Below are 12,358 nucleotides of genomic sequence, written 5' to 3'. Positions count from 1 at the left end.
TGATGCCGATGCGCGGGCCGTCCGCGGGAACCCCGCACCGCCCTCGGCGTGCACGATCGGCCGGTGGCCGGGCTTTTTGGGCCCGGCCACCGGCGTGTCCCGCTATGCCTTCTTGCGGCGGCGGACCACGAACATGGCGCCGATGCCCGCGCCGACCAGCACCAGGCCGATCAGGATCGGGGCGAGGACCGAAGCGCCCGTCTCGGCCAGGTCCTCGTTCTTCGGCTGTGGCACCGGGGTGGCCTCGGTGGTCGTGGTGACCGGCGGGGCGGTCGTCGTCGTGGTGGTGCTCGTCGTGCTCGTCGGCGGGGTCGTCGGGGCAGCGGCCCACTCGGCGCTCGCGCCCGCGGTGAGGGTGGTCCTCTCCGCCTTCGCGACGATCAGTGACTGCGTCGGGTGGTTGTCGTAGTCCTGGCCGACGAACAGGCGGCCCGTGTCGACGGTTGCGGACGCGGTCAGCTCGAACGAACCGTCGCCGTCCGCCGCGTCCGCGGGCACGTCCAGGTACAGCTCGGTGCCGTCGGCGATGGTGGCGGCGGTCAGCTCGGTGCCGGCCGCGTCGGTGAGCTTCACGCCGTCCGGCAGGTTCGCGGTCAGCTCCTCGACCGAGCCGGACGTGGTGACGGTGAACGGGCCGATCCGCTCGCCCGCGGCGCCGGACAGCTCCTCCGGGCTCACCGCGAGGGCCGGGGCGGGCTGCTCGCCGATGCCCTTGTTGTCCCCGCCGGTCAGGTAGTCGTAGAGCGCCAGCGCGTCGGCGGCGTCCTGCGCGTCTGAGCCGTCACCGGAGAGCGGGTCGTCCCGGTCGAGGTCGGTGCCGTCGCTGTAGTGCCAGACCGCGGCCTGCGTGGCGGCGATCGCCTCCAGCGCGTCGATGCCGTCGTGCGCGTCCGGGAACTGCGCGGTCAGCGCATCGAGCCCCTTCGCTGGATAGCCGTGGTGCAGCACCCAGTTGATCTTCGCGCGGTTCACGTGGAACGGGGATTCCTCGTCGGGGTAGGCGTCCCACGGGCGCTCGACCATGTCGCGCTCTTCGTCGATGTCCGTGTGGATCTCGACGCAGTACGTGCCGAGCTGGGTACCGTCGGACAGCGTGAAGCCGAGCAGGTTCGTCGGGATCGTGGCGAGCCAGCCGTCGCCGACGTTCACCTGGTAGCCGATGACGTTCCCGGCCGAGTCGGCCTTGCCGGTCACCGGTTCCGCCGAGGCAGGCGCCGCGGTGGCGAGGAGAAGGGCGGCGGCGCCGACGACGGCCGCGCCGATTCTGTTGGGCATGACGCTCCTATGAGTCCATCCCCGACAGACGATCAGCGGCACACTACCTCGCGCGACAACGATCTTGTGCGCGGGTCGGCCGGTCAGTCGCCAGGACGCCAGCCGCGGTGGTCCACACCGCCGGGGATGGGGGCCTTCGGGTCGTACGGGGTGCGGGTGAAGATGAACGTGGCCAGGTCCAGGTGGCTGACCGTGCCGTCGGCGTGGTGGTGGCGCCGCAGCGTTTCGCCCGCGTAGTAGCCGTCGAGCCCGAGCCACGTGCCATCGCCCGTCGGCCGGAAGCGGGAGCCGCGGCCGGTGCCGGACACCGGGCGCAGGTCCACCCAGCCGCCCGCCATGAGCCGCAGCACGAACGTCATCGGGCCCCAGTACCAGGAACCGGTCAGCGCGAGCAGTTCCGGCGACGCGTCCGGCAGCGGCCGCCACTGCGCGGGCAGCGCGGGCTCGTAGTCGTCGACGAGTTTGAGCATGTCCATGGTCAGCGACGACACCCCGACTCCCGAGGTCGCGTTCGTCATGGCCAGCGCGCCGGTCGTCGTCGCGGTGTCGACCAGCACGCTCGCCAGGAAGCCCGGCATCGACCCGCCGTGGCCGGCCAGCCTGCGGCCGTTGTCGCGCCACGTCTGGAAACCGAGGCCGTAGCCGGTGGTCCACGCGGCTCCGTCCTCCACGGTCGCCGGGGCGCGCATCTCCTCCACGGTGTCCGGGTGCAGCACGGTGCCCGAGTCGCCCGCGATGAAACGCAGCCAGCGGCACAGGTCCGTCACCGTCGACCAGAGCTGGCCCGCGGGGGCCATCGCACCGGCGTCCGGGGTCGGTTCCGGCAGCAGCACGTCCGCGTACGGGTGCACCGCCCAGCCCAGCGCGTGCGGCGCCACCGGCATGGGCGTCGTGCGGTTCATCTCCAGCGGCGCGAGGATCTCCGTGTTCAGCGCGTCCAACCAGGACGAACCGCGTACCTCCGCGACCAGCTGGCCGAGCACGCCGTAACCCACGTTCGAGTAGTGGAACCTTTCCCCTGCGCGATGTTTGACCACGTTCTCGTCGAGATGGTCCAGCAGCGCGGGCCAGTCGCCGCCTTCGCTGCGCTCCCACCACGACCCCGGCGACTCGGACGTGAGACCGCCCGTGTGCGACAGGAGCTGCGCGATGGTCAGGTGCCCGAACGACGTCCCTGCCAGGTGCTTGTCCAGCGAGTCGTTCAGGTCGAGCCTGCCCTCGTCCCGCAACCGCATCACCAGCACCGCGATGAACGACTTCGTGATCGACCCGATGCGGTACTGGGTGTCGGTGGTCGGCGCGGCCCCGTCGACCTCACCCCGCGCCCCGCTCCACAGCACCTCGCCGCCCCGCACGACCGCGGTGACGAGCGACGGCGCCCGGTTCTCCGCCTGCTCGGCGGCGACCCGTCGGAGCAGTGCGAACTCGGTGGTTTGCAGCATGGCTCGCATTCTTACCGAAACATCCGCGCGCACGCGCGCCTGTCCGCGCATTACCAGTTGCCGCTGCGAGCCTGCGGCAGGTCATGGCAGCAGGCCCAATGACATGGCGGTCGTCACGGCGGCGGTCCGGTCGGACACGCCCAGCTTGCCGAAGCTGCGCAGCAGATGGGTCTTCACGGTGGCCTCGGAGATGTGCAACGCCCGGCCGATGTCCGCGTTCGTCAGACCTTTCGCGACCAGCCCGAGCACCTCGACCTCCCGTGCCGACAACGTTTGCCGCTCGGGCCTGCGCACCTGGTCGACCAGCCGCCCGGCTACCGACGGTGCCAGCACGGTCTCGCCGCGTGCCGCCGCCCGGATCGCGTTCGCCAGGTCCGCGCGGGACGCGTCCTTCAGCAGGTAGCCGACCGCGCCGGCCTCCACCGCGCGCAGGATGTCGGCGTCGGTCTCGTACGTGGTGAGCACGACGACCTTGCGCGCCGGGTGCTCGGCGAGGATCCGCGCGGTCGCGCCGACCCCGTCGAGGTCGCGCATCCGCAGGTCCATCAGGATCACGTCCGCCTCGACCGTGCGGGCCAGCGCGACGGCCTCCTCGCCGGACCCGGCCTCGCCGACGACCGTCAGGTCCGGCTCCGCCTCCAGCATGCCCCGCAGTCCCTCCCGGACCACCGGGTGATCGTCGACCAGCACCACCCGGATCATCGGGGCACCTCCAGCTCCACGGTCGTCCCGTTCTCTCCACTGTGGACGGACAGCGTACCGCCGACCTGGGTGGCGCGGTTGCGCATGCCGCGCAGGCCGAAACCGTCGACCGCCGCGGCCGGGTCGAAACCGGTCCCGTCGTCGCACACCCGCAGCGCCGCGCGGTTCTCGTCGACGTGCAGGGAAACCGTCACCGTGGTCGCCTTGGCGTGCTTGCGCACGTTGGTCAGCGACTCCTGCACCATCCGCAGCAGCACCACCTCGAGCGCCGTCGGCAGCCCGACGGTGTCGCCCTCCGCCCGGTAGGTCACCGCGACCGGTGTCTCCTCGGCGAACCGTTCCAGCTGCCTGCGGATCGCCTGGTCGACCGAGCCCGTGCCGAGCGCGGTCGGCATCAGGCCCGCCACCAGCGCCCGCGCCTCGGTCAGGTTCTCCCGCGCGGTGCGGGCGGCCAGCGTGAGGTGCCTGCGCACCTTCGCCGTGTCCCTGTCCAGTTCGGACTCGGCGGCCTGCACGAGCGTGACCAGGCTGGTGAAGCCCTGCGCGAGCGTGTCGTGGATCTCGGCGGCGAGCCGGGCCCGTTCCGCGGCGGCCCCGGTCTCGCGGGAGAGCCGTCCGATCTCCTCGCGGCTCTCCTCCAGCTCCCGGATGAGCACGGCCCGCTCCTGGCTCTGCGCCACGATCCGCGTGATCCACGTACCCAGCAGCACCGAGAAGAGGATGAGGAACAGCGTGCTGGGCATCAGCTGCCGCACCATCGCCGAGGCCCCCTCCTCCGCGAGCGCCGACACGACCGGCACGAGGTTCGCCCCGACGACGTAGACGACGGCCTCCCGCAGGCACAGTGACATGAACGCCAGCGTGCACACCGCGAACAGCGTGAACGACATCGCGGGCTCGAACGCCACCCCGACCAGCAGCAGCGCCAGGTTGCCCGCCACGAAGACCCGGCCCCGCACGGGCGACTGCTCCGCCGCGGTCACGTGCGCCCTGCCGTACAGCACGTACCAGGCGGCCATGGCGGTGAGCGCGCTCACCGCGACGACCTTGTCGGTGGCAGTGGCGCCGTCCTGGTCCACCAGCACCACGACCATCGTCACGTAGCCGAGCGCGAAGAACAGGTCCCACAACCAGAACCAGTGCGCCCAGGCGTCGGTCACCAACCCGCGCGTCGGTGTGTCCACCGGAACGTCAGCAGGCACAGAGCCAGCCCCGCCACGCACCAGGCGCCCAGCACCAGCGCCGTCTTCCCGAGTTCCCATGATCCAGCAGCCTCCTGCGCCATCATGCTCTCCGGCAGGAACACCGAACGGAAGCCCTGCGCAGCCCACTTGACCGGGAACAGCGAGCCGACCGTGATCATCCAGTCCGGCAGCTGGCTGACCGGGATGTACACCCCGGACATGAACTGCAGACCGACGTAGGGCAGGTTGGTGACCGCCGCCGCGCTCTGCGCGGACTTCGCCATCGAGCTGATCGCGATGCCCAGCAGGGAGCAGCTGACGATGCTCAGTGTGAACACCCACGCGAACGTGCCCCAGCGCGCCACGTCGGCAGGCAGCGACACGTCGAACATGAGCACGCCGACCACCAGCAGCAGCACCACCTCGGCGACGCTCGCGACCGCGACCAGCACCATCTTGCCGACGAAGTACGCCGAGGCGGGCATCGGCGTGCCACGCAGCCGTTTCAGCGTGCCGTCGTCGCGGTCCAGCGCCACCCCGATACCGAGGTTGAGGAACGAGGTCGCCACGATCCCGGCGCCGACCATGCTGGCGGCGAACACCTGCCCCGTGGTGACCCCGCCGGGGTAGACGTCGTCGAAGATCGACCCGAGCAGGACGAGGATGAACGCCGGGAAGGTGAAGGTGAAGACCACCTGCTCCTTCTGCCGGAAGAACTGCCTGAGCTCGGCCACACCCCTCGAGAGGCCGAGCCCGGCAGCGGACGGTAGGGCGAGAGTGGTCACAGGGACTCTCCGATCAGGCTCAGGTAGGCGTCCTCCAGGCTCGGGCGGGTCACGGTCAGCTCCGGGAGCTCGCCATCGCGGGCCAGTTCCCGGATCAACGCGGTTGGCGTGTCCGTCGTCCGCGTCTCGGGGCCGTTTCGCCCCAGCCAGCTCACGGTCGCCTTCGCGGTGGAGCGGCCGCCGAGCGTGGCCGGTGTGCCCTCGGCGACGATCCGCCCGCCCGCGATCACCGCGACCCGGTGCGCCAGCGCCTCGGCCTCGTCCAGGTAGTGGGTGGTGAGCAGGATCGTCGTGCCGCTCTTCGCCAGGTTCTGGATCAGCTCCCAGAACTGCCGCCGCGCCTCCGGGTCGAACCCGGTCGTCGGCTCGTCGAGGAACACCAGCTCCGGCCGCCCGACCACACCGAGCGCCACGTCGAGCCTGCGCCGCTGCCCTCCCGACAGCGACTTCACCCGCGCGTCCGCCTTGCCTGCCAGCCCGACCTGCTCGATCACGTCGTCGACCGGGGCCGGGTCCGGGTAGTACCCGGCGAAGTGGCGCACACTCTCGCGGACCGTCAGCTCGGCGGTGTCGTTCGCCGACTGCAGCACGATCCCGATCCGCGACCGCCACGCCCGGCCCGCCGTGGCCGGATCCTCGCCGAGCACGGCCACCTCGCCCGCGTCCCGCCTGCGGTGTCCTTCGAGGATCTCCACGGTCGTGGTCTTGCCCGCCCCGTTGGGACCGAGCAGGGCGAACACCTCACCGTGCCGGATGTCGAGATCGACACCGTCCACCGCGGCGTTCTCCCGATAGGACCTGCGCAGTCCCCGAACCTGTATGGCGGTCATGGGGAAATGGTGTCGTCCCGGCCCGGGGGTCCGGGACGACCGCGCGACTGAATCCGTCTGTCAACCGATCGACGGACAGCGCGTCAGCCAGTTGTCCACAGGTTGGCTTGTGGGCCGTGTTTTGTGGGCCCCGCTGCGCGGGGGCCGGGCGCGGAGCGCCCTGGTTTGGTGCTGCGAACGGCGCGTTGACGGCGTGAAAGTGCCCTGAAAGGCGCGTTCAGGGCGCTCAGCGCCCTGAACGCGCCTTTCAGGGCACCGGTCCGCCGTGAATGCCTCACGGCGGACCCTGAAGGTGTTGCCGGGCAGCGGGTCAGTACTGGGTGACCGTGTCCCAGCCCTCGACCTCTTCCGGGCCGCGGGGTGCGGGGCCGATGTACTTCGCGGACGGGCGGACCAGGCGGCCGGTCTGCTTCTGTTCCAGGATGTGTGCGCACCAGCCCGCGGTCCTGGCGCATGTGAACATCGCGGGCATCATGTGCGGGGGCACCTGCGCGAAGTCCAGGATCACCGCGGCCCAGAACTCGACGTTCGTCTCGATCGCGCGGTCCGGGCGGCGTTCGCGGAGTTCCGCGAGTGCGGCCTGCTCCAGTTCGGCGGCCACCTCGTAGCGTTCGGCGCCCAGTTCCCGGCAGGTGCGGCGGAGCACCCGGGCACGGGGGTCCTCCGCGCGGTACACGCGGTGGCCGAAGCCCATCAGCCGGTCGCCCCGGTCGAGGATGGACGCGACCACCTTGCGGGCGTCGCCTGCCTTCTCGACCTCCTCGATCATCGGGAGCACGCGGGCCGGGGCGCCGCCGTGCAGTGGGCCGGACATCGCGCCGATGGCGCCGGACATGGCGGCCGCGACGTCGGCGCCGGTGGACGCGATCACGCGGGCGGTGAAGGTCGACGCGTTCAGGCCGTGTTCCGCGGCCGACACCCAGTACGCGTCGACCGCGCGTACGTGCGCCGGGTCGGGTTCGCCGCGCCAGCGGGTCATGAAGCGTTCGGTGATGGTGGCGCACTCGTCGATCCGCCTCTGCGGCACCGCCGGCCTGCCGATGCCGCGCGCCGACTGCGCCACGTACGACAGCGCCATCACCGACGCCCTCGCGAGGTGTTCGCGGGCCTCGGCGTCGCTGATGTCCAGCAGCGGCTGGTAGTCCCAGATCGGGGCGAGCATCGCCAGCGCGGCCTGCACGTCCACCCGCACGTCACCGGTGTGCACCGGGATGGGGAACGGCTCGGCGGGCGGAAGGCCCTGGCCGAAGCGGCCGTCGACGAGCAGAGCCCACACGTCGCCGAAGGTGACCCTGCCCGCCAGATCCTCGATGTTCACGCCCCGGTAGCGCAGCGCGCCGCCGTCCCGGTCGGGTTCGGCGATCTCCGTGCGGAAGGCGACGACGCCCTCCAGGCCAGGGCGGAAACCGTCGTCCGGTTCGGTCTTCACGGACGTGTTCTCGACCTGCCGCACCGCGCTGTGCATCGTTTATCCAGCCTCTCCGCCAGTCCCCGACAAACCGCAAACCGCGCGCGACTGTGCGCTCGCTCGCGTCCCCCATGCCGCGCGGTTCATCCACCTTCCTCCTCTTTCCACCGTCGTGGCAATTGCCCGGACCGGTGGTTTCGGTCACGATTAAGGAGAACGATTCAGAACCGGGACGTCTCCAGCACGTAACGCGTTCGTTTCCGGCACGGAACACGGCGGCGGACGGTGGTAGACACCTGGCATGCACCTGACCCCGCGGGAACGCGACAAGCTGCTGGTTCTCTTCGCGGCCGACGTCGCGCGCCGCAGGCTCGAGCGTGGCGTGCTACTGAACCACCCGGAGTCGGTCGCGCTGATCACCGAACACGTGATCGAGGGCGCGCGGGACGGGCGGTCGGTCGGCGAGCTGATGGAAAGCGGTCGTTCGGTGCTTTCTCGAGCGCAGGTCATGCCGGGCGTGCCCGAAATGATCGACTCCGTCCAGGTGGAGGCCACGTTCCCGGACGGCACGAAGCTCGTCACCGTCCACAGTCCGATCGTGTAGAGGAGCCGGTCCGTGATTCCAGGTGAGATCCTCCCGGCCGCCGAGCCGGTCGAGCTGAACCCGGGGCGGCCGCGGGTGACGCTGGTCGTCCGCAACACCGGCGACCGGCCGGTGCAGGTCGGTTCGCACTACCACTTCGCCGCCACCAACCCGGGGCTCTCGTTCGACCGGGCCGCGGCCGATGGGCACCGGCTCGACATCCCCGCAGGCACGTCCGTGCGGTTCGAGCCGGGCGTGGAACGCGAGGTGTCGCTGGTGCCGTTGGCCGGGCGCCGTGTCGTGCCGGGGCTGCGATGACGAACATCGACCGCGCGCGTTACGTGTCGCTGCTGGGCCCGACCGTCGGCGACCGGATCCGGTTGGCGGACACCGATCTCCTGATCGAGGTCACCGAGGACCGCGCGATGGGCCCGGCGGGCTCGGGCGACGAGGTGATCTTCGGTGGTGGCAAGGTCATCCGCGAGTCCATGGGCCAGTCGCTCGCCACCCGCGCCGACGGGGCGCCGGACCTGGTCATCACCGGTGTCGTCATCCTGGACCACTGGGGTGTGGTGAAGGCGGACGTCGGCGTGCGCGACGGCCGGATCGTCGGCATCGGCAAGGCAGGCAACCCCGACACCATGGACGGTGTCGACCCCGCGCTGGTGATCGGCCCGTCGACGGAGGTCATCGGCGGCAACGGCAAGATCCTGACCGCGGGCGGTGTCGACTGCCACGTCCACTTCATCTGTCCACAGTTGACGGAAACCGCGCTGGCGTCCGGACTGACCACTCTGGTCGGCGGCGGCACCGGTCCCGCGGAGGGCAGCAAGGCGACCACGGTCACGCCCGGCGCGTGGAACCTGGCCCGCATGCTGGCCGCGATGGACGGCCAGCCCGTCAACGTCCTGTTGCTCGGCAAGGGGAACACCGTCTCCCTCGAAGGGCTGCGCGAACAGGTCGCCGCGGGTGCGGGCGGGTTCAAGCTGCACGAGGACTGGGGCACCACGCCCGCCGCGATCGACGCGTGCCTGCGGATCGCCGACGAGACCGGTGTGCAGGTGGCGATCCACACCGACACCCTCAACGAGAGCGGGTTCGTTGAGTCCACAGTGGACGCCATCGCGGGCCGGTCGGTCAACGCCTACCACACCGAGGGCGCGGGTGGCGGGCACGCGCCGGACATCGTCACCGTGGTCGGGCTGCCGAACATCCTGCCGTCGTCGACCAACCCGACCCGGCCGCACACCGTGAACACCATCGACGAGCACCTCGACATGCTGATGGTCTGCCACCACCTCAACCCGTCGGTGCCAGAGGACCTGGCGTTCGCGGAGAGCCGCATCCGCCCGACCACGATCGCGGCGGAGGACGTGCTGCACGACCTGGGCGCGATCTCGATGATCGGGTCGGACTCGCAGGCCATGGGCCGTATCGGCGAGGTGATCATCCGGACGTGGCAGACCGCGCACGTGATGAAGCGCCGCCGCGGCGCGCTGCCCGGTGACGGCGCCGCCGACAACCTGCGCGCACGTCGCTATGTCGCCAAGTACACGATCAACCCGGCGATCGCGCACGGCATGGCGCACGAGATCGGCTCGGTCGAGGTCGGCAAACTCGCGGACGTCGTGCTGTGGGAGCCGAAGTTCTTCGGGGTCAAGCCGTCACTGGTGCTGAAGGGCGGGTTCATCGCGTCGGCGGCGATGGGGGACGCGAACGCGTCGATCCCCACCCCGCAGCCGGTGCTGGCACGCCCCATGTACGGCGCGGCGCCGAGGGTGGCCGCGGCGGCCAGCCTGCACTTCGTCGCCCCGTCGGCGACCGGTCTCGACCTCGGCACTTCGACACCGCTGGCCGCGCTGTCGAACCCGCGTGCGATCACCAAGGCCGACATGGTGAACAACTCGGCCCTGCCGACGGTGACGGTCGACCCGGACAGCTTCGCGGTGCACGTCGACGGTGAGCTGATCGAACCGGCGCCGGTCGAGGAGTTGCCGATGGCACAACGGTACTTCCTGGTCTGATGAACGTCACCGCGCTGCTGCTGGCCGACTCCCGCTTCCCCGGCGGCGGCCACGTGCACTCGGGTGGCCTGGAGGAGGCCGCGTCGCGGGGGCTGGTCCGCACCGAGGACGACCTGCCCGGGTTCCTGCTCGGTCGGCTGCGCACGGCGGGTGCGCTGGCCGCGGTGTTCGCGGCGGCGGCGGCACGCCCGGCGCCGGGCTGGCCGCTGCTGGACGAGGAACTGGACGCCCGCACCCCCTCGGCCGCCCAGCGCGCGGCGTCCCGGGCGCAGGGGCGGGCGACCGCGCGAGCGGCGAAGGCGATGGCGTCCGCGCCGGTCACCGAACTGCTTTCCGCCGTTCCCCGGCCGCACCACCCCGTCATCCTCGGCGCGCTCGTCGGCACCCCCGAGGACGCCGGCCTGGCCGCCGCGTACCTCGCGGTCTCCGGGCCCGCGAGCGCGAGTGTCCGCCTGCTCGGCCTGGATCCCCTGCGGGTCAACGCGATCGTGGCCGGGCTCGGGGCCGAGATCACCGCCGTCGCCGAGGACGCCGCCGCGGCCGCGCACCGGCACCCGGCCGACCTGCCCGCGCCCGGTTCCCCCGGCCTGGACGTCCTGGCGGAGGAACACGACCGCCACCACCGAGAAGAGGTGCGTCTCTTTGCGAGCTGACAGCGACCACAAGCACGAGCACCCGGTCAACTTCGACCCGACGGTCCCGGAGCCGGACCCGCACCCCGAGCTGGCGCCCGGCGGCGGCCGCCCGCTGCGCATCGGCATCGGCGGGCCGGTCGGCAGCGGCAAGACCGCGCTGGTCGCCGCGCTGTGCCGGGCGCTCGGCCAGGAGCTGGAGCTGGCCGTCGTCACCAACGACATCTACACCACGGAGGACGCGGACTTCCTGCGCAGGGCCGGGGTGCTGGACCCGGCCCGCATCGAGGCCGTGCAGACCGGCTGCTGCCCGCACACCGCGATCCGCGACGACATCACCGCGAACCTCGACGCCGTCGACAACCTCACCGAACGGTTCCCCGGGCTGGCGCTGGTGATCATCGAGAGCGGCGGCGACAACCTGACGGCCGTGTTCAGCCGCGGTCTCGTCGACCGGCAGATCTTCGTCGTCGACGTCGCGGGCGGGGACAAGGTGCCACGCAAGGGCGGCCCCGGGGTCACCACCGCCGACCTGCTGGTCATCAACAAGACCGACCTGGCCCCGCTCGTCGGCGCCGACCTCGACGTCATGTCCGGCGACGCGCACCGCGTCCGCGGCGGGCTCCCGGTCATCCGGCAGTCCCTCGTGGACACGCCGGAGGCACCGGAGGTCGCGGACTGGGTGCGGAAACAACTGGGGTGAAAGCGGAAGCGCTGCTGGCGGTCGAGCGTGCCGGGGTGGTCCGCACACTCCGCTCCGCGCCGCCGCTGACCCTGATCCCGGTGCGGGGCAGGCCGGTGGTGCACCTGGTCAACTCGGCGGCGAGCCCGCTCGGCGGCGACGACCTCACGCTCACCGTCCTGGCCGGTCCGCACGCGAACCTCACCCTCACCGGCATCGCCGCCTCGGTCGCGCTGCCCGGCCCGCACGGGGAGCGGAGCCGCTTCACCGTCCGCCTGGAACTGTCCGAGGGGGCCGTGGTCGAGTACCTGCCGGAGCCCACGGTGATCACCAGCAGGGCCCGGCACGAGTCGGTCCTCGTCGCCGGTCTCGCGGCGGGCGCGCACCTGCGCACGAGGGAGACGATCGTCCTCGGCCGCGACGGCGAACGGCCCGGCGAGCTGACCAGCACACTGCACGTGACCCGCGACCGGCACCCGGTGTTGCGTCAGACGCTGACCGTCACGCCGGAAGTGCTGCTGGGCAAACGGGTTCTGGCCACCGAGCTGTCCACGGTGGCGGACGGGGAGACGGTGAGCGGCGAGTGGTGGTCCAGGACGCGGCTGGCCGCGGGCGGCACCCTGACCACGGCACTGGCCGACGACGCCGTGACCGCGGCTCGCCTGCTCACCGCCCCACCCGCCACGCGAGGGACCGGTTACGGTAGGTGATGGCTCGCTCCCTCGGAGCGTGCGCATGAAGTAGTCCGCCGGGTGAGTCGGCTGACATCGACGGCGATGGTCGCCGGCTCGGTCAGGGTGATCGCTCCTTC

The 12,358-nt window shown here is 71.6% G+C and carries 13 protein-coding genes; 6 read left to right on the top strand and 7 right to left on the bottom strand.

Going from position 1 to position 12,358, the window contains the following annotated elements; translation table 11 throughout:
- Positions 1-102 precede the first annotated feature (102 nt).
- From ACFPCV_RS12060 to ACFPCV_RS12030, 7 genes are all read right to left on the bottom strand, one after another.
- Positions 103-1,275, bottom strand: coding sequence for a Cys-Gln thioester bond-forming surface protein (locus ACFPCV_RS12060; RefSeq protein WP_378056186.1), 1,173 nt, complete (start codon positions 1,273-1,275; stop codon positions 103-105).
- Between the two features lie 83 nt (positions 1,276-1,358).
- Positions 1,359-2,717 carry a serine hydrolase domain-containing protein gene (locus ACFPCV_RS12055; RefSeq protein ID WP_378056185.1) on the bottom strand — a complete coding sequence of 453 codons (1,359 nt, stop codon included), beginning with the start codon at positions 2,715-2,717 and terminating at the stop codon, positions 1,359-1,361.
- Positions 2,718-2,798: 81 nt separating this feature from the next.
- Complete coding sequence (locus tag ACFPCV_RS12050) at positions 2,799-3,419, bottom strand: response regulator (protein ID WP_378056184.1); 621 nt, start codon at positions 3,417-3,419, stop codon at positions 2,799-2,801.
- Entirely contained in the window at positions 3,416-4,579 is a 1,164-nt protein-coding gene (locus ACFPCV_RS12045; protein ID WP_378056183.1) for a sensor histidine kinase, read from the bottom strand. Before ACFPCV_RS12045 ends, ACFPCV_RS12050 begins: the two co-directional genes overlap by 4 nt.
- Positions 4,576-5,388: an ABC transporter permease gene (locus tag ACFPCV_RS12040; RefSeq protein ID WP_378056182.1), complete on the bottom strand. Its 813-nt coding sequence runs from the start codon at positions 5,386-5,388 to the stop codon at positions 4,576-4,578. The genes ACFPCV_RS12045 and ACFPCV_RS12040 overlap by 4 nt, the downstream gene beginning before the upstream one ends.
- Entirely contained in the window at positions 5,385-6,218 is an 834-nt protein-coding gene (locus ACFPCV_RS12035) for an ABC transporter ATP-binding protein (RefSeq protein WP_378056181.1), read from the bottom strand. Before ACFPCV_RS12035 ends, ACFPCV_RS12040 begins: the two co-directional genes overlap by 4 nt.
- A gap of 310 nt (positions 6,219-6,528) precedes the next feature.
- The gene (locus ACFPCV_RS12030) at positions 6,529-7,683 is read right to left on the bottom strand and encodes a citrate synthase 2 (RefSeq protein WP_378056180.1); all 1,155 of its coding nucleotides are present in this window, start codon (positions 7,681-7,683) and stop codon (positions 6,529-6,531) included.
- A gap of 244 nt (positions 7,684-7,927) precedes the next feature.
- On the opposite strand from ACFPCV_RS12030, the gene ACFPCV_RS12025 reads away from it, so the two are divergent.
- The 6 genes from ACFPCV_RS12025 to ACFPCV_RS12000 are packed head-to-tail and all read left to right on the top strand — an operon-like array spanning position 7,928 to position 12,257.
- Positions 7,928-8,230, top strand: coding sequence for an urease subunit gamma (locus tag ACFPCV_RS12025; RefSeq protein WP_378056179.1), 303 nt, complete (start codon positions 7,928-7,930; stop codon positions 8,228-8,230).
- Between the two features lie 12 nt (positions 8,231-8,242).
- A complete protein-coding gene (locus ACFPCV_RS12020; RefSeq protein ID WP_378056178.1) occupies positions 8,243-8,527 on the top strand; it encodes an urease subunit beta in 285 nt (94 codons plus the stop codon).
- On the top strand, positions 8,524-10,233 hold the full coding sequence (locus ACFPCV_RS12015) for an urease subunit alpha (protein WP_378056177.1): 1,710 nt from the start codon (positions 8,524-8,526) through the stop codon (positions 10,231-10,233). The genes ACFPCV_RS12020 and ACFPCV_RS12015 overlap by 4 nt, the downstream gene beginning before the upstream one ends.
- Complete coding sequence (locus ACFPCV_RS12010) at positions 10,233-10,886, top strand: urease accessory protein UreF (RefSeq protein ID WP_378056176.1); 654 nt, start codon at positions 10,233-10,235, stop codon at positions 10,884-10,886. The genes ACFPCV_RS12015 and ACFPCV_RS12010 overlap by 1 nt, the downstream gene beginning before the upstream one ends.
- Positions 10,876-11,568 carry an urease accessory protein UreG gene (gene ureG, locus ACFPCV_RS12005; RefSeq protein WP_378056175.1) on the top strand — a complete coding sequence of 231 codons (693 nt, stop codon included), beginning with the start codon at positions 10,876-10,878 and terminating at the stop codon, positions 11,566-11,568. The genes ACFPCV_RS12010 and ureG overlap by 11 nt, the downstream gene beginning before the upstream one ends.
- The gene (locus ACFPCV_RS12000; protein ID WP_378056174.1) at positions 11,565-12,257 is read left to right on the top strand and encodes an urease accessory protein UreD; all 693 of its coding nucleotides are present in this window, start codon (positions 11,565-11,567) and stop codon (positions 12,255-12,257) included. The genes ureG and ACFPCV_RS12000 overlap by 4 nt, the downstream gene beginning before the upstream one ends.
- Positions 12,258-12,358: the final 101 nt, after the last annotated feature.

The organism is Actinophytocola glycyrrhizae, assembly GCF_042653545.1.
Taxonomy (GTDB): domain Bacteria; phylum Actinomycetota; class Actinomycetes; order Mycobacteriales; family Pseudonocardiaceae; genus Actinophytocola; species Actinophytocola glycyrrhizae.
The sequence above is the reverse complement of the archived record's forward strand: the minus strand, read 5'-3'. Positions and strand labels throughout refer to the sequence as shown.